The organism is Acinetobacter piscicola, from assembly GCF_015218165.1.
Taxonomy (GTDB): domain Bacteria; phylum Pseudomonadota; class Gammaproteobacteria; order Pseudomonadales; family Moraxellaceae; genus Acinetobacter; species Acinetobacter piscicola_A.
In genome coordinates, this window is sequence record NZ_CP048659.1 from 3,607,447 (window position 1) to 3,629,992 (window position 22,546).

Sequence of the window (22,546 nt, forward strand, 5' to 3'; positions counted from 1 at the left end):
GTGACATGATTTAAACGGTTTTTCAGGTCGTAAATTTTTTAATTATTGTTATAGTTAAGGCATTATTTATAAACTATTTGGAATCATTACATGTCATTTTCTCAAGATGTCTGGCAACGTAATCACGCACTCTATCAAAAAACCTTAGCACTTCCATTTAACCAAGAACTGGCTGCAGGGACTTTAGACAAAGCGGCTTTTTGTCACTATGTGATTCAAGATGCTCACTATTTGGTGGCATATGGTCGTGCCCTCGCTGTGTGTGGTGCGAAGGCATTTGATGCCGATGACATTATTCAGTTTACCCAAGGTGCTAAAGAAGCCATTGTGGTTGAACGCAGTTTGCATGATGGTTTTATGCAAAATTTTGGTATTAGCAAAGAGGATTTTGAAAATACGCCTTTGACTTTGGCTTGTCATCATTACACCTCATTTTTAACTGCAACGGCTTGGTCTGAAAGTTATCCTGTTGTTTTAGCATCACTATTACCTTGTTTTTGGATTTATGCAGAAGTCGGCAAGGATATTGTGAGTGCGTCTGTTACCAATAACCCTTATCAGGCATGGGTAGATACTTATTCAGGTGAAGAGTTTAATGAAGCGGTTAAAAATGTTTTAGCCACCATTGACCGTATTGCAGAACGTTGTGATGCAGATACCATCGAGAAAATGCATAAGGCATATACCAAAGGTGCTGAACTTGAGTATTTATTTTGGGATGGCGCTTATCATCAAAGACAATGGTTAAGTTTAGATGAGCAATAAGTTTAAAAAAAATTATTTATCTTACCTTTCTCTTACGTTTGATGTGGCGTAAGAGAAGTGGTTCTATTATAGATTTAAAAAATTTAAATGCCTTTTAGATTTTCAAAATCGGCATGTGTTAAGCCCACATCTAATTTTGTAATGTCATACTGAGCAACCGCCTGAAAAGGATCTAATTTTAAAATTTCTTCAAGTTCAGCCAAAGGCATATTCTTCGCAAACAGTACACCTCCTGTTACAGGGTCTTTACGCCCTGCCGCAATGAAATGACCACATTCAAATTGTTGTTTCAACCATTTCACATGATCGCGTAGATAAACATCGACTTCTTCTAATGGTTTTTGATATTGCAACTGAATGATGTACATGATGATTTCCCTATTTTAATAATAAATGACTTTTTCACTTTTCAGCCTTAAGCATACACCATTCATTCAGCATCATCGTATCCATAAATTGATCAAAAATTTATGAAAAATAACTATTCCATCCCAAAATCAAAATGACTGCCGCCACAATCCAGCATCCTGTTGCAACACCCAAACACGACCAAATCGGCATTTTTGTTGCCAATATATACACCGTAAAAAGATAGACAAAATAAGGAATTAAAGACCAGATACCAAACAATGCAGTTTGCCTTAATGCTTCTGCACCTTTGTCTTGTGCCACAATCACATGCGCAATCAACGCAAATGTGGGAAATAGCGGGACTAAACCTGCGATATAAAACACCTTACTTTTAGATAATACAGCGATCAACAACACGACGACTGCCCCAATCACACATTTCAACAACAAAGACAGCATGTGGATCTGATCCAAAAGTAAAATTCTGACAAGGTAAATTTTAACGTATTTTTTCGTGAATGTTGATATGACGACATACAAAGTGGGGATTGAATCAATAAAAGTTAAGATTAGCCAAAAGATTTAAACTAGTAGATGACTAATAAAAATAATGATTATTATCAATATGTACAAATTTGATCCGTTGTGAGGTTCCTATGCAAAATTCAACTTTAGCTACAGAGGCAAGTCGTACATTTTTCAATTTACAATGTTGTTGGCTAAACAATGAAGAAATTTATCTAGAAAAAGGGTGTCAGCATTGCAGTGCTGCTGCAACGTATCTGATTTATTATACCAATACTCATATTCAAAAATTGATGTTGGCATTTATTACACAATTTAATTGCCATCTTGCAAAAGGTTGGGACTTACTCGACTTAGCAGATTTTGAAGATCAATATAATGAATTTTAACATTTACTCGAAAAAGAGGTTAATTTTTATGCCCGACAACATCATGATACCGCACGAGTATTTGCCTTTGAAGAATTAGACTCTATTTTTGAAAGACCTTATGCAATGGCATGCTAATCAGGCTTTGATAAAATCGAATGATTGATTCTATAGAACATTTTACTGTTCAAACATGCTATTTAACAGCAATGAGATTTCAACAATTTGGTCTTTAACTTGATGAAAAGCTCATTTTATTGCATTTGAAACATGTAAGGAAAGGTTCTGATTTAATGGATCTTTCATATATCCGACATAAAATGTCGCGAAAAAACGATTTAATACAGCTTGAACAAAATTAAATCGCTATCATATATAGTCTTCAAATTGCATACATTCGAGATCGTTCTATGAGTCAAAGTCATATCCGTATTCGAGGCGCACGTACCCATAATTTAAAAAATGTGTCACTCGATATTCCACGCGACAAATTTGTGGTGATCACGGGACTTTCAGGCTCAGGTAAATCATCCCTTGCTTTTGATACCCTCTATGCCGAAGGTCAGCGCCGTTATGTCGAGTCACTGTCCGCATACGCCCGTCAGTTTTTATCACAAATGGAAAAACCTGAAGTTGATTCGATTGAAGGTTTAAGCCCAGCGATTGCCATTGAACAGAAATCAACCAGTCACAACCCACGTTCAACTGTGGGAACCATTACTGAAATTTACGATTATCTGCGTTTGCTTTATGCACGTGTTGGTACACCTTACTGTCCAGAGCATGACTTGCCAATGGTGGCGCAAACTGTTTCGGAAATGGTCGATGCCGTTAAAGCCTTAGAAGAAGGCACAGCGCTGATGTTACTCGCGCCTGTAGTACGTGAGCGTAAAGGTGAATACAGCAATTTATTTGAACAGTTACAAAGCCAAGGTTTCGTGCGTGCTCGTGTCGATGGTGAAGTGATTGATATCGACACACCACCTGAATTGGATAAAAAGAAAAAACACACCATTGAAGTGGTGGTGGATCGCTTTAAAGTCCGTGATGACCTTGGCAACCGTATCGCAGAAAGTTTTGAAACCGCACTACGTTTGGGCGGTGATATTGCAATTTTATCGTGGATGAATGGCGAACAGCCTGAACGGGTATTTTCAGCCAAACACTCTTGCCCTGAATGTGACCGCGCTGTGGCAGAACTTGAACCACGCCTATTCTCATTCAATAATCCATTCGGTGCCTGCCCTGTTTGTGATGGTTTGGGCACACGTAGCCATTTCAGTGCGGACAAACTCATTCCAAGTCCTGATATTTCGATCAGCCAAGGGGCAATCCGTGGTTGGGACAGACAACGTCCATATTATTATTCCATGATTCAAAAAGTGGCTGATCATTTTGGCTTTTCACTGGATACGCCTTGGAATGAATTGGATGCCGATACCAAAAAGAAATTTCTCTATGGAACAGGCAAAGAAAAAGTTGATCTAAGTTATATCGATGAACGTGGACGTAAACATAGTCGTGTACAGCCTTTTGAAGGTATCTTGCCTCATCTGGAACGTCGTTATCGTGAAACTGAAAGCAACTACGTCCGTGACGATTTAGCACAATATCTTTCCAATGCCGCGTGTGATGCCTGCGGAGGATCACGTCTGAATGAAATTTCACGCCATGTTCGGGTGAAAGACAAAACCATTGCTGAAATCACTAAAATGTCGATTGGCGATGCGGAAAGCTATTATCAGGATTTAAACCTTGAGGGGGCTAAAGGCGAGATTGCGGACAAGATTTTTAAAGAAATCCGTGAGCGCTTGCACTTCCTTGTATCGGTTGGTCTGAACTATTTAAGCTTATCACGTTCTGCGGAAACCTTATCAGGCGGTGAAGCACAGCGTATTCGTTTGGCTTCACAAATCGGTGCAGGTCTGATGGGCGTGATGTATGTGCTGGATGAGCCTTCGATTGGCTTACATCAACGTGACAATGACCGCTTACTGGAAACCTTGGTTCGCTTACGTGACTTGGGCAATACCGTTCTCGTAGTTGAACATGATGAAGATGCGATTCGTGCAGCCGATCATATTATTGATATTGGTCCAGGTGCAGGGGTGCATGGTGGTCATGTGATTGCCGAAGGTACTTATGATGAATTGGCTGCCAATGAAAATTCTTTAACGGGTCAATATCTGTCAGGCAAATTAAAAATCGAAGTACCGAAAAAACGTGTTGAACCACCTAAACCTGATGAACAAATCAAATTGATGGGTGCATCTGGTCATAATTTAAAGAGTGTCGATTTAACCATTCCTCTAGGTGTGATGACTTGTGTTACAGGCGTATCAGGTTCAGGTAAATCGACGCTGATTAACCGTACATTATTGCCTTTGGCTGCAACTCAACTCAATGGTGCAACCACCTTAACGGCGGAAAAGTTTGACTCAATTGATGGTTTGCAATTCTTGGATAAAGTGGTTGATATTGACCAAAGTCCGATTGGACGCACACCTCGTTCGAACCCTGCGACGTATACAGGTTTATTCACGCCAATTCGTGAGTTATTTGCACAAACCCCTGAAGCCAAAGCACGTGGTTATGCCGCAGGTCGTTTCTCATTTAACGTCAAAGGTGGTCGTTGTGAAGCCTGTGAAGGTGATGGGATGATCAAAGTGGCAATGCATTTCCTGCCTGATATGTATGTGCCATGTGATGCCTGTCATGGTGACCGTTATAACCGTGAAACGTTAGAAGTTGGCTATAAAGGCAAAAACATTTCTGATGTTTTGGGTATGACTGTTGAAGATGCGATGCATTTCTTTGATGCGATTCCTGTGATTCACCGTCGTTTGGAAACTTTAAATCAGGTTGGTTTGGGTTATATCCGTTTGGGTCAATCTGCAACCACGCTTTCGGGCGGTGAAGCACAACGTGTAAAATTGGCTCGTGAACTTGCTAAACGTGATACAGGTAAAACCTTATATGTACTCGATGAGCCAACGACGGGTCTGCATTTCCATGATATTGCGAAACTTTTGGATATTCTTCATGAGCTGCGTAATAAGGGCAATACCATTGTGGTGATTGAGCATAATCTGGATGTGATCAAAACTGCGGATTGGGTGATTGATTTGGGTCCTGAAGGTGGTGCAGGTGGTGGGCAAATTATTGCTGAGGGTACGCCTGAAGATGTAGTGAAATCTAAAGTTTCACATACTGCGAAATTCTTAAAACCGATGTTGAAATAAGAAGCTCCCAACCAGTTTTAAAAATGGCGTTCCCCTCTTTTTTAAAAGAGGGGTTTGCAGATTAAAAGTGGAAACTCAGGCAAAGCTGATTTTTATTTACTGTATTTTTTATGTGAATTTCTTTAAATTTTCTCCAAGTTTTAAGTTCTTCTAGTTCTACTATTATTTTTAAATCGTCAAAAAGCGAGTGTTGCTTAGAATAAAGTTTCTGAAAAACCTGACCACTTGTATAAAACCATGAATAAGACATATTCAAAGCATGCGCTGTCTGAACTCGAGAAGTATTAAAACTATATGAGAGTTGTAAAAAAGCTGCTATTTTTGAATATCCTAGTTGTTGAACCTGCTTGCTAAAATTTTGTTCGTATTCTTGTTGTTGTTCTAATTGTTCAAGTTGCTTTAAACGTTCTAAATCTTCATCTGCAAACAAAGTTTTTAAAATTGGATGTTCATTTTCTTCAAAAGAGTCTCTACTATATGACTGATCAATCCTGACTGCATATTTTATATTTTTCTCATTATATTGGACTAACTTTTATCAATTACTCCATATAAATACTTCCAATCACTTTCATCATCAATGTTAAAAACATCCCCTTTCTTCCATTTGGAGCATGCAAACTCCCAAGCCTCATTCATTACATCATCAAGTTCATATTCTTGAGAACGATTCAAAATACTTACCCACAATGACTAACGCTTTTGAATTTCAACATAAACTTGTAATAAATATTTTTGATTCATATCATTTTTTGACTTCTTAATTTCCCCATTTTAGCAAATCAAGTTATCAATCCATCTTATACTGAACTTTCAATCAAGCTTAATCAGTCTTAAGAATGAACGGCTTGCTTAGCAAACACTTATTACAATGCCTTTTTAGCTAAATCAAGGACAGACTTGAAGAGCAGGACTGAATTTTTAAAAATTTATTTTATAAAAGCGTTTTAAAATTAATATTTCACAAATATAATCAAATACATAACAATTTAATTATCATTTTATTTTAAGGGGAATATTTTGAGACAAAAATCAACTTTGTTGATCACCATAAGTATGGTTCTTTCAAGTATCAGCACATCAGGATTTGCATATAATGATGATTATATTTCTGCTAACGGACTTAAAATTGAACTTGGTCAATCACAACGTTACTTAGAAAATAAATTAGGCATACCACAAAGAAAAAATGCCAACTTTGTAATATGGAATTTGAAAAATGGAAACAGCCTATCTGCTAGTTTTGATGAATATGGCTTAAGTGATGCTAGCATCAGTGGTTCAAAACCTGACTTTCTCTATGCTCATGGATTTAAAATTGTGTTAGGGCAAGATACTTTACGCAGTGTACAAAATAAGCATAAATATGGATGTTATCACCAAGGCTGGGGAGAAGGTTGGATTGGTGAATATGTAGTCCGTAGTGGTCCTGAAGGCTCTTGGAACTTAGTCTTTAGCACATGGGGAGATGATGATGAAAATACCCTTAAAAATAAAAAATTAACAACCATTTCAATAGGTGATGATGAGCCATTTGGTGAACAAAAATATTGCACTTATTAATTTTTTGACTATTGGTGGAATAAAATATCCTACCAATAGTCAACTAAATATTTTTAAAAAATTAATATTTAACCATAATTTCATGACTGGACTGATAAGACTTGAGACGCAAAATGATACAGAAACACGTAATCATTAAAAGGTTTACCAAAGCATAAAATAAATCAATGTTATTAAAAATAATAATAACTACTACATTTATATGTTTATATTGAAAAAATGATCATAAATTACAATACATCTAAAGCTATCTATCTCCTTATACCTTTAGTGACATCGCTTGATCAGGCTTGATCGACTTCATTGCTGTATTAAGTCTAAATACTTAATTCAGTTTCTACATTGACTAAACAATAATCGCTTTTACAAATTAATATTATTTAAATAAACTGTTTTACAGATTATATAAAAACCAATATATTTTATTACCGTAAGTCAATGAATATATTTTTTTAAATATCGCTGTAAGTTTCTTACTGTACCCTTTTCTGCTCAGTCACCTCTATATCGACTGGGCTTTTTTTTTGCTTACTTCAAATAACTATAAATATTTAGCTTATCAAGAACATCTAAAGTCAGCTCTTTTCGTTCTCCTACAGCACAATCATGCTGCATCGTCATATTTAAAGAAAATGCGGTGATTTTACCGTGCCCGTCATCCACCCAACCTGTGTACCAACCAACTTGTGGCTCAATATCCATTGCCCAACCACTTTTGGCATAAAGTTTTAAGTCACCGCGTTGTTCAATCAACAGCATTTGTTTGACTTGTTGCTGTACTTTTACATCAAAACCTAATTCCTCCATTGCTAAACCATATACAAATTTAGCTTCTTGTTGCGGGGTAATTTTTAATGGTCCTTTTAACCAAAATTGATCTACTTGTGTACCAATATCTGCATTACCAAAACCCACACGTTTGACTTCACTTTGCATGAGTTTTAAACCAATCCGACGAGCCAACTCTTGATACACAGGGACTGCCGATGCTTGCATTGCTTCCGCTAAAGTCATGTCTTTTTCCCAACTTGAAAAACTGCGCTTTTTTCCATCCCACTTAAAAATTTCAGTATGGGTTGCTTTTTTATGCTGTAAGCCAATCAAAGCATTCAATATTTTAAACGTTGATGCGGGAACAAAAGCCTGATTGGCACGAGATAAATCATTCCCAAATTTTTGAAAATGCTGTCCGTCATAAATCACCATCACGGCCTTGGTATGTGCCTCATCGAATAAGTATGGAATTTCTTGTGCTCTTGAAGAGTTTTCAGCGATTTGCTGCATTTTCATCACATCATCTGTCTGAGATAACATTTGCTTTTGGCAACCTAAACTCATACTCAGCAAACCTAAAATAAACATACCCTTGATATAATTCATTATTTACTCAAAAAAACATGCGCTAAGCAGCATCATAATTGATCTATTTTTTAAAAATCTAAATTTTTTCACGAGGATGTAAGAAAATATTTACAAGTGCAACAATTAGGTGCATAATGCACTCCATTAGGGCGATTTAGAAATATTCCTCAGCAGAATTTCTAAATTTTCCGAAGATTTTGGCGAAAAACCCCAATTCCGATAAGAAATTGGGGTTTTTTTTGGCAAAAACCATGCCAACTTAATCATAATTAGCACCAATATAGTGCAATAAAAATTAAAACTGGAATTATTTACAGATTTTTATCGATTCAGGACGTTTTCCGCTAAAGACGTTATAATTCGTATATGATTATTCATATTTTTTAAATATTAATATTATTCAATTTAAACCAAAAAAAAAGCCCAACCTTGGGGAAAGTTGAGCATTAAAAAGTAAAACTATGAAGAAATTATCAAATTTGTCATATAAATTTGATCTAAGAATTATGTAAAAATTGAGCAAAAAAGTAAAGCCGATTGTTTTAGTATGATTTGATTAAAAACACAATTCAAAATAAAAATGCAAAAAAAATCACATAAATATTTTTATTTGTTTTATTTTTAATCAAGTCTGTCATTTAAGTGACATCAACTATGTTTAAATTTAGCAAATTATTTATTTAAGCTTCTTTAAATCAATATTTAAAAACGAAAATAAATCAATCAATTATTACAATTAAAAAAATAAAATAAATCGTTAAAAACAATCAATGTTTGTTGTTAATTTAATCTAGTTGAGTAATTTTTCTGTGATTTTTCACAGTTTATTTCATTGTTCTGATTGATATTTTGTTGAGGTTGACTTGCGCTGTGCCATCTGTCTCTTTTTTAACCTTTAACACATTTAGAGTATTGACTCAAAATATAATGTCTTTATACATCATTGACTTAATATATTGTTACAATACAATGCAGGTTGTTTAACCCATTTCAATAGACTGGAAATGATTATGAAAAAACTCGGTTTAGCCACTGCTTTATTATTAGCCATGACCGGTGCTCAAGCGTATCAATTTGAAGTTCAAGGTCAATCTGAATACATCGACACAACTGTAAATGACAAAGATTTTACAGGTGGTATTCAAGGTACATATTACCTTAAAAACGTTGATGCTTCTAAAGGTCCTTTGGCTGAAGCTGCATTTTTAAACCAAGCTTCTAACGTTTCGCTTGCTTATAACTATGGCGAAGTTGGTTCAAATGGTGTTGACGTAATCGCACATAACTTTGGTGCTAAAGCTGAAGCTTATATTCCAACTAAATTTGTTCCTGCTTATGCAAGTGCTTCTTATAGCCACACTATTTTAGACAGCAAAAACCAAAATCGTGCTGACGACAATGGTGATCGTTATGCATTAGAAGTGGGTGCGCTTGCAACTAAAAACTTCTTGGTTGCTGTAGGTTATACCAGTGTTGCAGACCAAGCTGCACTTGATGCATTCAATGTGATGGGTACAGGCATTGCAAAAGCTGTTGCAGAATCAGCAACAATTGGCGATGACCAAGATGCAATCACTGCACGTACTAAATATGTAGGTAACATTGACGGTACAAATATGGCGATTGGTTTTGAAACTGGTCTTGTATACGGTGATGACACTGCTTACCAATTAAAAACTGATTTGTATTTGAACCCACAATTAAGTGTTGGTGCTTCTTATGCAGAATCTAGCTTCGATGCAACACCTGATTCAGCTTGGGGTGCAAACGTAAATTACTTCATCACTCCTGCTGTTGCAGTGGGTGCAAGCTACGTAAATGCAAACTCTAAAGCTGCAAATGACACTCAAACTGTAGGTGTTAATGCTAAATTCCGTTTCTAAGAATATTTCTTCAGAAGCAAAAAAAGGACTCATTTGAGTCCTTTTTTTATTGTTAATCTCTTAAAAATCAGTCTAGGTTTGAATTGCGAATCACATTTAAAAAATGTAAATGACGTTCATATTGGTCAATAATATCTTGTAGAACATCTTCTTGTGTCCAGTCCATCACATCATAGCCCTGCCCACCTTCTCGTAAAAAGACTTCTGCTTGATAAAATGTATCAATATTTTCATGCTGCTCATCGAGCATGAAACTTGCAGCTTCCGTCACATGATTCAAAACTTTATACACAAAATTGACTTCACTTTGATGATCAACACTCAATACTAAACCTTCTTCAACGACCTGAATTTTCACGTCTAAATGTCGACGTTTAAATTCACGCTGAATATTTTCAAAAGCTTGGCGTACCACTGTTTGTATATATTCTTCAACCTCTTGATGGGTATGCGGATAGTGCATAATCAGCCCAAGGCGTTGTTGCCAACTTCTTGGATTTTGTACAGCTCGTGGCGTAATACGGGCAACTTGTAAAGCATGCATTTTGGTTACATCTAAGCGTAATGCTTTGAGTAATCCCCAACAGAGCAACAGCATGATCAAGGTAAATGGCAAAGCACTCATCATGGTTGCCGATTGCAATGCACCCAAGCCTCCAACAACTAACAAAATAATTGACAACACTGCCATGATAACTGTCCAAAATAGACGCTGCCAAATGGGAGAGTTTTCCGTTTTCGCTGTTAAATAATCTGTAACTAATGCACCTGAGTCGGCAGAAGTCACAAAAAATAAAATCACTAAAATCGTCGCAATAAAACTAGAGATACTTGCAAAGGGTAAATGATTTAAAAATTCAAATAATGCTACGGATGAATCTTGCTGCACCGCAGTAATCAGGCTGGTATTTCCTTGTTCTAAAATACTAAATAACGCAGCATTGCCCATGAATCCCATCCAAATCAGGGTAAAACCTGTTGGAATCAGCAGCACTCCGACAATAAATTCGCGGATGGTACGACCACGTGATACACGTGCAATGAACATACCGACAAATGGTGACCAAGAAATCCACCATGCCCAATACATAATTGTCCATCCTCCAATCCAACCACTCGGTTGATACGCATAGAGGTTAAAGGTCATGGAAAATAAATTGGACATATACTGCCCAGCATTTTGAATCGTAGTTTGTAAAATATAAATACTTGAACTGGCTAAAAATACAAAGATCAATAGAGCCAGAGCCAACACTAAATTCAGTTCCGATAAACGCTTAATACCTTTATCTAAGCCCAAACACACAGACAATGATGCTAAAGCAGTCACAAAAATAATTAAGATAATCTGCGTACTGATCTGACTTTCCCAACCCAATAAATAGTTGAGACCTGAATTAATTTGTGTGACCCCAAAACCTAAGGTTGTTGCCACACCAAACACTGTACCAATAGTGGCAAAGGTATCAACCGCATCCCCCATTGGACCGTAAATTTTTTTCCCAATTAAAGGATACAACCCTGAACGAACTTTTAAAGGTAAGTGATAACGAAAGGCAAAATAAGCCAAAGTCAAACCAACCAATGCATAAATCGCCCATGCATGTAAGCCCCAATGGAAAAAGGTGATCCGCATGGCTTGTTGAGCAGCTTGCACGGTTTCAGGGTCACCTGTTGGTGGATTAACATAGTGCATGACTGGCTCAGCCACCCCAAAGAACATTAAACCGATGCCCATACCTGCGGTAAATAGCATCGCAAACCAAGAGCCATTGCTATACGTCGGCTGGCTATGATCAGGGCCAAGTTTAATTTTACCCATGTCAGATAAAGCAATAAATACTAAAACAATTAGGAAAATCGCAACGGCAAGCACATAAAACCAGCTAAATGAATCGGTAATCCACTGATTCATTTGCTTGGTCATCAAGTCAAATGCATTCGGTGTCAAAATCACGAACGCTAAAAATATTGCAATAATCCCAACACTACTAAAAAATACATTTCGATTGACATTGTCAAACCAAGATGACTTTTTGGAAGGCATATCTTCCTCACATTTTTTTAATTAATGGACAGACCGAAAAGGTCAATAAAGGCATTCACATGGCGTGAAAAAAAGCGAGCTCAGCTTAAGAAAAGCTCAAAAAAGATGATAATTCAAATACAAAAGTGATGCAGTTTAGTTACTGTAAAAATTAGTGAATTGAAATTATTCAGTTTTATGTGCAACATAATGCAAAGCAATCAAACGTGAAACAATGAGTGCTAAATACATCACACCACAGAACATTTGTAACATCGCCACAATACGCGCTGCTGGTGCAAGTGGAATTACATCTGAAAGTCCAGTCGCAGACTGCAAACTAAAACTCAAAAATAGTAAATCCAACCAAGTTTGGTATTCTCCAACATGATTTGGATTTTGAAAGCTATTGGGCACAAGCAATTGACAAATACTATATAAAAAAGCAAATCCCCATGCGATAAGGGTAAACACTGCCCCTGCTGCAAAAAGCTCATCCTTCGTTAAATAACGATCTTCAAACATATAACGAACTAAGCCATATGCCGCACAAAAATAAGCCATGGCTTCAAAACTATGTGCCGTAATTTGCATTGCAACAGAGCGCTGCCCAATCAACATAAGAATTGAAAATATAAATGCGCCTGCAACAAAAAACAGCCCAATGACACTATAAACAGGTGTTTGACGAATCACTTTAGCAATCATCAATAAAGCTAAAACACCTAAAGCCCACATCAAAATTTGATAACTGCGACTGCTACTCGCGAATACATATAAAATCAAAATACTCAGTTGTACCAAAAGCAACCAAGCTGAAGGCAAAAGTTTGAAGCCTTTCCAAAACTGAAGCAAAGTTTGCATGCTTATTCCTAATCATTGTTGTTTTAGTCTGAATGTTATTTATCTTACAGAAAATTTTAAAAACTCATCAATACATTCGCAAAATGTCTTGGGTTCTGAGCATGTATTTTCGTGATGGAATGTAAGGTGCAAAAAATCATACAACAACAGCATGATGCAAACAACGATATAGCTCTATGAACCAATGCAAAATGAGATGAGTACTTTAAAACAGATAAACAAGACGCTGTTTTTTAGATGGTTGGATTTATATTGCAATTCAGATTTCAGATTTAAAATTCCAGATTCTACCCCACATAAAAAAAAGCCCCTGATGGGACTTTTTTTATATAAGTTCAGACTTAGTGATCAGATGCACCAGAGATACCAATACCTGTTTGCGAACGAACATATTGTGCATCAAATGCTTTACGTTCTGCTTCAGCACGTGCTGATTTATCTGTAATTGAGAAGAACCAACAACAGATGAATGCTAATGGCATTGCAAAGATTGCAGGGCCATTGAATGAGTTAATTGGCGTATCAGAGATTTTTAATGTATCTACCCAAACTGCTTTAGATAAGATGATTAATGTTACCGCTGTTACTAGACCTACCACGCCACCAATCACTGCACCACGAGTCGTTAAACCTTTCCAGAACATTGAAAGTACAAGTACTGGGAAGTTTGCACAAGCCGCTACTGAGAATGCCAAACCCACCATGAATGCTACGTTTTGTTTCTCGAACAAAATACCTAGGATCATCGCGAAAATCGCTAGACCTAAAGTTGCGATCTTAGACATACGTAATTCAGATTCAGGAGTCGTTTGACCTTTCTTGATTACGTTTGCATACAAGTCATGAGAGATTGCTGATGCACCAGACAAAGTCAAACCAGCCACAACCGCAAGAATTGTTGCGAACGCTACTGCTGAAATAAAGCCCATGAACAAGTCACCGCCAACAGCATCTGCAAGGTGAACTGCAGCCATGTTGTTACCACCAACAAGCTCTAACTTACCAGTCACCGCCATTTTCGCAACGTCGATAAATTGTGGGTTGTTTGATACAAAAAGGATCGCACCGAAACCAATAATGAAGGTTAATAGATAGAAATAACCAATGAAACCTGTTGCCACAACCACTGATTTACGTGCTTCTTTGGCATCTTTAACAGTAAAGAAACGCATAAGAATGTGTGGTAAACCTGCTGTACCAAACATTAATGCCAAACCAAGTGATAGTGCATCTAATGGATTTGCAGCAAGACTCCCCGGCCCCATAATTTTAGAAGCTTCATCTAGGCTAACATCATGTACTTTCGCAAATACATCAATAGATTGCTTGAACATTTCAGAGAAGCTATAACCTACAGAATGCATCACCATGAACGCCATGAATGTCGCACCTGAAAGCAACATTACCGCTTTAATGATCTGTACCCACGTTGTTGCCAACATACCACCGAAGATCACGTAAGCCATCATCAGAAGACCTACGATCACCACCGCAATGTTATAGTTCAAACCGAATAATAGTTTGATGAGCTGACCTGCACCCACCATTTGAGCAATCAAATAAAATGCAACAACAACTAAAGAACTGACCGCGGCTAAGGTACGTACTGGTTTTTCTTCCAAACGGAATGACACTACATCTGAAAGGTTATATTTACCCAAGTTACGTAGACGTTCAGCAACCAAGAACAATACGATTGGCCAACCGACCATGAAGCCCAGTGAATACAGCAAGCCGTCAAAGCCAGAGCTAAACACCATCGCAGAAATACCCAAGAACGATGCTGCTGACATATAGTCACCTGCAATCGCCAAACCATTTTGGAAACCTGAAATGCCACCACCCGCAGTATAGAAATCCGCAGTGCTTGTGGTTTGTTTTGCTGCCCATTTAGTAATAAATAAGGTTAATCCAACAAAGACTGCAAACATAATGATTGCATGCCAATTGGTTGCTTGTTGTTCTGCTGCACCAAGGTCTGGACCAGCTTGAGCAATTGTTGAAAGCAGTGCTGTAGATGCAAGAGCTGCTTTAGTTTTTAAAGAGTTCCATTTCATCTTAGTGCATTCCTTTTTCATGTGCGATTGCTTCCACTTCTTTCATTGCATCTTCAGTCAATTTATCCAATTTATTATTGGCAATATATGAGTACACACCGCATAACACGAAAGAAAGCACAATAATGCCTAGTCCCAAAGGAATACCGATTGTGGTCACACCACCTTCAGATACCTTCGTCAATAAAAACTCTTTGTTGTAACCCACTAAAAGCATAAAGCCAACATAAACAAACAGCATAATTGCCGTAAGTGTCCAGCTTAATTTACTCTTTTTAGCCACCATTTCTTTGAATTTTGGATTATGTAGAATTGCATCTACCTGTCTCTCATCCATAATCTTGCTCCTTGATTTGCGACCAGTCCACTGGTTGCAATTTTTAATCATTATTTTGATAAGCTAAAATTAACAATGTTGTTGAGCTGCGTAACTTAGACTTTGGTCGTTAAATTTTGAACAGAATGAACGCGTCAGTTCATGGATGCGTTATCATAGTCTGAGATTTTTGAACTGTAGTTGCTATGAATAGTTGGTTGATTATTGGGGTTCTCGCCCTTTACATCATCATTTTGTTTGCCTGTGCATTCTTTGGTGAAAAACATGCCAGTCGACTGAGCACCAGAGGACGGATGCTTCTCTTTAGTCTAACATTGGGTGTCTATTGTTCATCTTGGACATTTTATGGTGCGACAGGTGCGGCAGTTCGCGAAGGAATTATTTTCCTTCCCATCTATTTAGGCCCACTACTCTTTGTTGGCCTCGGTTATGACATTTGGCGTCGTTTAGGACGTGTACGTCAACATCATGCCATTTCTTCGATTGCTGACTTTGTCGCAGCACGTTATGGTAAAAGTGGCACATTGGCTTCCCTTGTGACGATCCTTGCAGTCATCGCCATTATTCCTTATTTAGCACTACAGCTACGTGCCATTGCGCTCAGTGCATCCGTCATGCTTGATCATAATACCCAAGTGGTATCGACTACGACCAATGGGGTTTTAGCATTAACCGCTGTACTTGCAATTTTAGCGATGTTGTTCGGTACACGGCAAATTGCCAATACTGAACAACATGGTGGTTTAATGCTTGCTGTTGCATTTGAGTCATTTGTGAAGCTTTTTGCATTATTGTGTGTTGCATTCTTTTTTATTTTTGAAAATCCAGCCAATTTGCTGCAAATTTCTAAAGATGTCACCAAAACCTTCCACGAAGTACAATTATTTGGTGTTCCTGAAACCTTTTGGGTACAAACCTTACTTGCAGCATTAGCCATCATTTGTTTACCACGACAGTTCCATGTTGCCGTGGTTGAATTGCGTGACGAAAAGCATATTCGTGGCGCACGGCGTTGGTTTGCGGCTTATCTGATTTTAACCATTATTGCGATTATTCCCATTGCAAGTTGGGCACTGCATGCCGCACCTTCGTACTTAAGTATTCCCGATGTCGCCGTGTTGTCTTTACCTCTGAGTTATGGGCAAGATTGGCTAACATTATTGGCATTTTTAGGTGGCTTTTCTGCATCTACAGGTATGCTGTTAGTGTCTTCTGTTGCTCTGTCTATTATGCTCAGCAATGACTTAATCATGCCTGCATTGTGGCGATTTAACTTATTGTCACGCCATGACAAACGCTTACCTCAAGTCCTCAAATTGACGCGGCGTATTTGTATTTTAGCCGTGATGTTCTTGGGCTTTTTATTCTTTCATTTCTTTAATGACATTGACCAACTGTCAACCTTTGGTCTATTGGCATTTAGTGCTGTTGCCCAATTTTCACCTGCCCTAATTGGGGGGTTATATTGGCGTGGTGGTAGTCGCCAAGGCGTTTACGCAGGACTAGTCATTGGTTTTATTTTATGGACTTATACCCTCCTACTGCCCACTGTATTACGCAGCCTACCTGCCGAATATAGCCAATTTTCACATCAGTTTTTAATCGCTGGCCCATTCAATATTCAGTGGTTACGTCCTGAGGCGTTATTAGGCTTTGAATCTTTTGCACCACTCACACATGGCGTGATCTGGGCATTGGGTTTAAATATCATGCTCTATATTTGGGTTTCTCGTATTTATCGCCCATCTGTTGCAGAACAAATCCAAGCAGAAAGTTTCTTCTACTATGAAACTAAACCTTTACCTGCACAAAGTACCTCAACAGATATCAATTATTTAAACCATGATGTAGCACGTTTAAAAGTAGGCGATTTGATTACGCTTGCCAAACGCATTACGGGTGAAGGTCCGACCATTCAAGCTTTTCGTCAATTTTGTATCATGAATAATGTGGTACTGAATGAAAATAGCAGTGCCAATGGCATGTGGTGGCGTTTCACCGAACAATATTTAGCAGGCACAATTGGTGCTGCATCTGCACGTACACTCCTTACAACAGCAATGGTCAACAACGGCTTAGCCCTTGGACAAGTTGCCAATATTCTCGATCAGGCATCGCAATGGCAACGGTTTAACCAAAACCTGATCATGACCATGATCGACCACATGACACAAGGGGTGAGTGTCGTCGATGAGAATATGTGTTTAGTGGCTTGGAATAACCAATACCTCAAACTTTTTGATTATCCCAAAGATTTGGTGTATGTCGGCTGTCCGATTGCCGATTTGATTCGTTATAACGCTGAACGTGGTGAATGTGGTCCAGGCTCCATCGAAGAACATGTGCGCAAACGTATACATTGGATGAAAGTCGGCAGTGCACATGAATTTGAACGTATTCGTAAAGATGGTCGTGTCATTCAAATGCGTGGTAACCCCATTGAAGGGGGTGGTTTTGTGACGACCTTTGCCGATATTACTGCGTTCCGTGAAAATGAAGCCGTGCTCGAAGCGCGTGTTTCTGATCGTACACAACAATTGGCAAATGCACTTGCAGAACAACAGTTGGCACGTGAACAAGCCGATAAAGCCAATATGTCAAAAAGCCGCTTTATTGCCGCAGCCAGTCATGACTTATTACAACCTATGCACGCCGCACGCTTATTCAGCACTGCGCTTGAGCAGAGTGTGCAAACCGATGAAGATCGTAAAACTTTACAACAACTGGATCGTGCCTTACATGGCGCAGAAAGTATGCTGTCTGCGCTATTGGACATTGCCCGTTTAGAAGGGGGAACGATTCAACCCAAACGGCAAATTTATCCATTGCATGATTTACTCAGCGATTTAGAACTACAGTTCAAGTCCATTGCCGCGCAGCGCAATATCAAATTAGTAGTACATGACGCGCAGTTTTGGATTGATACCGATCCACAATGGATTCGCCGTATTATTCAAAACTTTGTGAGTAATGCTTTGCGTTATACAGCCAAAGGGCGCGTGGTGGTGGGCGTATTACGTTCAGCGCCTCATAGCAAGCATATTCGCATCGGTGTATGGGACACAGGGCCAGGTATTGCGGAAGAACAACGCATTAAGCTATTCCAAGAATTTGAACGCTGTGGACATACCTCTCCGTGGGGCGAACAAGGTTTAGGACTTGGCTTAGCCATTGTACAACGTATGACCAGCTTACTCGACTACCCTGTACATGTTTACTCTGAATTAGGTAAGGGCTCATGCTTCATGATCGAAGTCCCTATTGTGGATGCACCTAAAGTCGTAGCAGCCCCTGTACAAGCCGTCCCATTACGCACCAAAGCCTATAAAATTTTATGCTTAGACAATGATGAGACGATCTTAGAAGGTATGCATACTTTACTGACCAAATGGGGTTATCAAGTCTTTAAAGCCACCGAACCTGAACAAGCATTAGACCTCATTCAACAGGAAAATATTCAAGTATGGTTGGTCGACCAACACTTAAATGACAATAAAATCGGCTTAAATTTTATTATAGAAAATCGTCAGGAGAATGTGCCTGTTGCCTTAATCACCGCAGACTCAGATCCTGAATTACCACAACATTTAAAAGAGTTGAATATTGTCTTACTGAAAAAACCGTTAAAACCTGCCTCATTACGTTCTTGGTTATCAGGTTTAAAAATCTCTAAATAGCATTTTTAAACCGTCGCCAAAATATGTTTTGATACATTTATCGCGCCTAAAAACACCGTTTTTAGGCGCTTTTTTTAAGTAAAATGACCGAGTTTTAAAACGATTAGGCGAAAATGCTCAAAACATTGCCCATTTAAGTAAAATTCATTGACCAAAAAATTCAACACGATGTTTTCTATGGCAAATTCAATCAAATTTATTACTATACACTTGTACACTTAGTTACAATTATTTAAATAGATGATTTCAATAAAAATAATATTAATAAAACCACACCTAATACTTTAGTCGTATTCCTATTGCATCTTCAATAACTCATAAAATCTATTCATTGATTGATCAATTTGCATTTGGAATGATGCAACAAAAATTTAAAAGTAGGAGCTTTCCCATGAACATTTCAGCAGCAGTCCCACAGGGTATTCACCAAACACAACAATTCCACCGTCAGTATGGCGTGAATGCGATTTTGCCTGAGATTAATTGGGCAGAAGTTTTTCCACATAGCAAGCTTGAACATGCCCAATTACATGCACTGAATGCACTTTATCAAGCAGCAGTACCGTTGGCGTTGAAAGTGTTTGAAGATCTAAAATTTGATGTCTTTACATCGGCTGCTTATCAACCACAAGGTTTAGGTTTATTTGACAAAATTGCGCAACAAGAAGAATTACTCATTCAAGAACTCAAAGAGGAATGTAAATCTTTAGATGATGAAACTCGTCATCAAATTTGGAGTATGTTATTACGTGGCGGTGCAGTATTGGTGTTTAAAGCATGGTTAGGCAAAGTCAAAACAGGGGAAAATGTGCTTGACTTAACCCAATTTGATGAATTGTCTGATTTACTCTTTGTTAAAACCTCACCCACCACTTTGGCACAGCGTTTAAATGTTGACACACATGCAGCATATGACCATATCTTTTTAATGTATGGCGATGACATTTTCCTTGATCGCTTTAATAGCTTAGAAACCGCTGCCCTATTTGTCGACCTAGAAGTATATGATGCCGCATTCCTCAGCCTACGTGATGACCGGGTTGCCGAATATTTACAGTCAAAAGGATATGTCACCCCCGAACAAATCGAAGATTTAAAATGCGCACTCAATCCATTGGGTTGCCCAGATTTAGTTTCTAAACAGGACTGTTTGGCTTAATTCTTTCTATTCAACTGCAGTAAAATGCTCAAGCCTATCTTGGGCATTTTTATTGCAGCTTTGCAAAAAACGCTAAAATGAGTCTTGACACTTGCTCTGCATAAACATTTGCCAAATCATGCTGTCCATGTGCAATCACAAAAAGCTCAGCCTTGGGTAATTTCTGTTGTAAATACTCACCCACAGCAACAGGACTGATTGGATCGGCATCGCCCCAGAGCAACAGCACAGGACATTGTATTTGATCCAACTGCGTACTGACATCGGAATGATGTACCGCAAACCAATCTGGTACAGCCAAGTTAAGCTGATAATCCTCTCGCCAATTCGCCACATCAAATGGGCTTAAATCAATACCGCCAGACGTTGCTACCAAAACTAAAGCCCGAACCAAATGTGGTTTTTGTAAAGCCGCTTGCACCGCAAAAACCCCACCCATAGATTGGGCTACAATCACACTCGGCTGCTGAATCTTTTGCAATACATAATGTTGTAGATCTTCAAAGCTTTGTACTTCAGCATGATCAGGCTGACCATCAAAACTGGGATAAGCCACAATAGATGGATGCAAATGGCTTGGCAAAGCCTGCACCACAGGTTGCCAAAATGCTGTACTGCCCGAAGCACCCGGCAAAAATATAAAATTGTGCAAATTCAAATCTCTTTCAAGATGTTAAAGCATTCTTATTTTTAAATGGATGAGTTATAAAAAAAGGCATTGCCATGACAATACCTTTTGATGACTGCTTTAAAGTAATGTTGTTTGAATCTCGACACTACGCAATAAAGTTTTGGTGACAGGCGTTTTTTGACAAATATCTAAGACCTTTTGTTTTAACTCCGCAGAAAGTTCTTGCTCAAAAGACAAACGACGCTCAATCCATTCTTTGCCTTCTTTATTGGCATTAAAATCAGCTTCAACAGTGAACTCACCTAAATCAAAACCTTTGTGCTGTGCATACATACGTAAGGTAATCATGGTGCATGAGATTAATCCTGAACAAATAAAATCATAGGGTGCTAAGCCTTTATCTTGACCACCAAAAGATTCAGGTTTATCTGTCATGAGTTGATGTTGACCACTGGTCACTTCACCCGACCATGCTGTAGACAATGTTTTTACTTTTGCATGTGCAATCATTGCCATGGTTATTCTCCTGATGAATTTAAAATATGGCTCAAGCTGCCATGTTAAAACTCAACACACATCTGATGTTGAGCTGATCTTAAACATTTAAAACTTATTTTGACGGGCGCATTTTATCTGGGAATGCAGGTGCTTCTAAACGAGGACCATCATAGTCAGGAATTGTGCCAAAACGCGCATCATGATTTATCCATTGCTCACGTGCAATTTTTAATTCTTCTTGCGTGCGCCCAACCAAATTCCACCATAATAAAATCGGTGACTCAAACGGCTCCCCACCAAGTAACAACAAACGACTACCCGCATAAAGCTGTATTTCTATTTCATTTAAACCTGGTTCTAGCACCACCATATTATCATCAGTCAGTTCATGCCCATTGATGATTGCGTTGCCTTCTAACGCTAAAAAGCCATATTCAAACTGAGGATTAAGTGGAATACGTGTCGTGGTTGATTCTTGAGCTGTTAAATCAACGCCTAAAAGTTCACTATGGACCTTCACAGGCGAAGTCGTATCGAGATACTCACCAACCAATACTGTAAATTCAACCCCCTCTCGGATCACGACAGGCAACTCTGGATAATGATCAAACTGCGGTGCCATATTGAGTTTATCATCAGGCAATGCAATCCATAGCTGTGCAGCATGCATCTTGGTTTCAGTATCTGGTGCAACTTCTGTATGTGAAATGCCATAACCCGCCGTCATTAAGTTGACTTGTTTTGGGCGAATCAATTGTTTTGAACCAATGCTATCTGTATGCATCATGGTTCCTTCAATCATCCAGGTAAAGGTCTGTAAGCCAATATGTGGATGTGGTCCAACATCTAAACCATCGCCTTGTGGAAAATGGACTGGACCTGCGTGATCCAAAAAGCACCATGCGCCAATCATGCGTTTATGACGACTCGGTAATGCACGTTTAATGACGGTGCCTTTGCCAATCTCAGCAGAGCGAATTTCAAAATCTTGAATAAATTTATTCACGTATTTTTCACAATCGTCTGAATTCGAAATCTCGGTATAATTGGTATTGGTCATCTTGTTATCCTAAATTACCTATCCATAAAATTGTTATGGTCATGCTGAATATTGCACATTGTAGTCAATTTTTAAATCCTTGACCTATAGCACAATTAATACGCTGAATATCAAGGATAGGACAATAACAGAATTGTTTTTTTATTCTTATGTAAAAAAAATCACAGCAAAAAATTGA

At 38.3% G+C, this 22,546-nt stretch carries 18 protein-coding genes and 1 pseudogene; 7 read left to right on the forward strand and 12 right to left on the reverse strand.

Annotated features, from left to right (window positions below; all coding sequences use genetic code 11):
* The first annotated feature begins 90 nt into the window (after window positions 1-90).
* Window positions 91-765, forward strand: a complete 675-nt coding sequence (gene tenA / locus G0028_RS17910) for a thiaminase II (protein ID WP_174493929.1) — start codon at window positions 91-93, stop codon at window positions 763-765.
* 83 nt (window positions 766-848) lie between these two features.
* Here tenA and G0028_RS17915 read toward each other — a convergent pair whose 3' ends face one another.
* Window positions 849-1,133, reverse strand: coding sequence for a YciI family protein (locus tag G0028_RS17915; RefSeq protein ID WP_130072345.1), 285 nt, complete (start codon window positions 1,131-1,133; stop codon window positions 849-851).
* A 100-nt stretch (window positions 1,134-1,233) separates the two neighbouring features.
* Window positions 1,234-1,575: a GlpM family protein gene (locus G0028_RS17920; protein WP_130072346.1), complete on the reverse strand. Its 342-nt coding sequence runs from the start codon at window positions 1,573-1,575 to the stop codon at window positions 1,234-1,236.
* A 197-nt stretch (window positions 1,576-1,772) separates the two neighbouring features.
* Between G0028_RS17920 and G0028_RS17925 the strand changes: the two are divergent.
* Both G0028_RS17925 and uvrA read left to right on the forward strand, forming a co-directional pair.
* Window positions 1,773-2,147, forward strand: a pseudogene (locus G0028_RS17925) (hypothetical protein).
* A 272-nt stretch (window positions 2,148-2,419) separates the two neighbouring features.
* Entirely contained in the window at window positions 2,420-5,251 is a 2,832-nt protein-coding gene (uvrA, locus tag G0028_RS17930; RefSeq protein WP_180045536.1) for an excinuclease ABC subunit UvrA, read from the forward strand.
* Between the two features lie 61 nt (window positions 5,252-5,312).
* On the opposite strand, the gene G0028_RS17935 is transcribed toward uvrA, so the two are convergent.
* Together G0028_RS17935 and G0028_RS17940 are read right to left on the reverse strand one after the other, a co-directional pair.
* Window positions 5,313-5,681: a hypothetical protein gene (locus G0028_RS17935; RefSeq protein WP_180045535.1), complete on the reverse strand. Its 369-nt coding sequence runs from the start codon at window positions 5,679-5,681 to the stop codon at window positions 5,313-5,315.
* A gap of 98 nt (window positions 5,682-5,779) precedes the next feature.
* Window positions 5,780-5,926: a hypothetical protein gene (locus tag G0028_RS17940; RefSeq protein WP_180045534.1), complete on the reverse strand. Its 147-nt coding sequence runs from the start codon at window positions 5,924-5,926 to the stop codon at window positions 5,780-5,782.
* Window positions 5,927-6,271: 345 nt separating this feature from the next.
* On the opposite strand from G0028_RS17940, the gene G0028_RS17945 reads away from it, so the two are divergent.
* The gene (locus tag G0028_RS17945; protein ID WP_227554749.1) at window positions 6,272-6,814 is read left to right on the forward strand and encodes a hypothetical protein; all 543 of its coding nucleotides are present in this window, start codon (window positions 6,272-6,274) and stop codon (window positions 6,812-6,814) included.
* Window positions 6,815-7,342: 528 nt separating this feature from the next.
* Here the strand turns inward: G0028_RS17945 and blaOXA are convergent.
* Entirely contained in the window at window positions 7,343-8,128 is a 786-nt protein-coding gene (gene blaOXA / locus G0028_RS17950) for a class D beta-lactamase (protein WP_227554828.1), read from the reverse strand.
* A gap of 1,058 nt (window positions 8,129-9,186) precedes the next feature.
* Between blaOXA and omp33-36 the strand changes: the two genes are divergently transcribed.
* Window positions 9,187-10,059 carry a porin Omp33-36 gene (gene omp33-36, locus G0028_RS17955; RefSeq protein WP_174493936.1) on the forward strand — a complete coding sequence of 291 codons (873 nt, stop codon included), beginning with the start codon at window positions 9,187-9,189 and terminating at the stop codon, window positions 10,057-10,059.
* 67 nt (window positions 10,060-10,126) lie between these two features.
* On the opposite strand, the gene G0028_RS17960 is transcribed toward omp33-36, so the two are convergent.
* The 4 genes from G0028_RS17960 to G0028_RS17975 all read right to left on the reverse strand — a co-directional run bounded on the left by G0028_RS17960 (window position 10,127) and on the right by G0028_RS17975 (window position 15,343).
* Complete coding sequence (locus G0028_RS17960; RefSeq protein WP_130072350.1) at window positions 10,127-12,106, reverse strand: BCCT family transporter; 1,980 nt, start codon at window positions 12,104-12,106, stop codon at window positions 10,127-10,129.
* Window positions 12,107-12,271: 165 nt separating this feature from the next.
* A complete protein-coding gene (locus tag G0028_RS17965) occupies window positions 12,272-12,949 on the reverse strand; it encodes an ion channel (RefSeq protein WP_180045533.1) in 678 nt (225 codons plus the stop codon).
* 341 nt (window positions 12,950-13,290) lie between these two features.
* On the reverse strand, window positions 13,291-15,006 hold the full coding sequence (locus G0028_RS17970; RefSeq protein ID WP_130072352.1) for a cation acetate symporter: 1,716 nt from the start codon (window positions 15,004-15,006) through the stop codon (window positions 13,291-13,293).
* A 1-nt stretch (window position 15,007) separates the two neighbouring features.
* Complete coding sequence (locus G0028_RS17975) at window positions 15,008-15,343, reverse strand: DUF485 domain-containing protein (RefSeq protein WP_130072353.1); 336 nt, start codon at window positions 15,341-15,343, stop codon at window positions 15,008-15,010.
* Window positions 15,344-15,528: 185 nt separating this feature from the next.
* On the opposite strand from G0028_RS17975, the gene G0028_RS17980 reads away from it, so the two are divergent.
* Window positions 15,529-19,020 (forward strand): PAS domain-containing hybrid sensor histidine kinase/response regulator, encoded by a 3,492-nt coding sequence (locus tag G0028_RS17980; RefSeq protein WP_130072354.1) that lies wholly within the window; start codon window positions 15,529-15,531, stop codon window positions 19,018-19,020.
* Between the two features lie 391 nt (window positions 19,021-19,411).
* Window positions 19,412-20,179 (forward strand): hypothetical protein, encoded by a 768-nt coding sequence (locus G0028_RS17985; RefSeq protein ID WP_130072355.1) that lies wholly within the window; start codon window positions 19,412-19,414, stop codon window positions 20,177-20,179.
* A 49-nt stretch (window positions 20,180-20,228) separates the two neighbouring features.
* Here G0028_RS17985 and G0028_RS17990 read toward each other — a convergent pair whose 3' ends face one another.
* The 3 genes from G0028_RS17990 to G0028_RS18000 form a co-directional block, all read right to left on the reverse strand.
* Window positions 20,229-20,831, reverse strand: a complete 603-nt coding sequence (locus G0028_RS17990; protein ID WP_180045532.1) for an alpha/beta fold hydrolase — start codon at window positions 20,829-20,831, stop codon at window positions 20,229-20,231.
* Between the two features lie 96 nt (window positions 20,832-20,927).
* Window positions 20,928-21,326, reverse strand: a complete 399-nt coding sequence (locus G0028_RS17995; RefSeq protein WP_130072357.1) for an OsmC family protein — start codon at window positions 21,324-21,326, stop codon at window positions 20,928-20,930.
* Window positions 21,327-21,420: 94 nt separating this feature from the next.
* Window positions 21,421-22,368: a pirin family protein gene (locus tag G0028_RS18000; protein WP_130072358.1), complete on the reverse strand. Its 948-nt coding sequence runs from the start codon at window positions 22,366-22,368 to the stop codon at window positions 21,421-21,423.
* Window positions 22,369-22,546 lie beyond the last annotated feature (178 nt).

Coding starts and splice junctions, on each gene's coding strand:
- G0028_RS17970 (WP_130072352.1), bottom strand. CDS start 15,006: ATGAAATGGAACTCTTTAAAAACTAAAGCAGCTCTTGCATCTACAGCA.
- G0028_RS17980 (WP_130072354.1), top strand. CDS start 15,529: ATGAATAGTTGGTTGATTATTGGGGTTCTCGCCCTTTACATCATCATT.
- G0028_RS17965 (WP_180045533.1), bottom strand. CDS start 12,949: ATGCAAACTTTGCTTCAGTTTTGGAAAGGCTTCAAACTTTTGCCTTCA.
- G0028_RS17985 (WP_130072355.1), top strand. CDS start 19,412: ATGAACATTTCAGCAGCAGTCCCACAGGGTATTCACCAAACACAACAA.
- G0028_RS17915 (WP_130072345.1), bottom strand. CDS start 1,133: ATGTACATCATTCAGTTGCAATATCAAAAACCATTAGAAGAAGTCGAT.
- G0028_RS17995 (WP_130072357.1), bottom strand. CDS start 21,326: ATGGCAATGATTGCACATGCAAAAGTAAAAACATTGTCTACAGCATGG.
- blaOXA (WP_227554828.1), bottom strand. CDS start 8,128: ATGTTATCTCAGACAGATGATGTGATGAAAATGCAGCAAATCGCTGAA.
- omp33-36 (WP_174493936.1), top strand. CDS start 9,187: ATGAAAAAACTCGGTTTAGCCACTGCTTTATTATTAGCCATGACCGGT.
- tenA (WP_174493929.1), top strand. CDS start 91: ATGTCATTTTCTCAAGATGTCTGGCAACGTAATCACGCACTCTATCAA.
- G0028_RS17920 (WP_130072346.1), bottom strand. CDS start 1,575: ATGCTGTCTTTGTTGTTGAAATGTGTGATTGGGGCAGTCGTCGTGTTG.
- G0028_RS18000 (WP_130072358.1), bottom strand. CDS start 22,368: ATGACCAATACCAATTATACCGAGATTTCGAATTCAGACGATTGTGAA.
- G0028_RS17960 (WP_130072350.1), bottom strand. CDS start 12,106: ATGCCTTCCAAAAAGTCATCTTGGTTTGACAATGTCAATCGAAATGTA.
- G0028_RS17975 (WP_130072353.1), bottom strand. CDS start 15,343: ATGGATGAGAGACAGGTAGATGCAATTCTACATAATCCAAAATTCAAA.
- uvrA (WP_180045536.1), top strand. CDS start 2,420: ATGAGTCAAAGTCATATCCGTATTCGAGGCGCACGTACCCATAATTTA.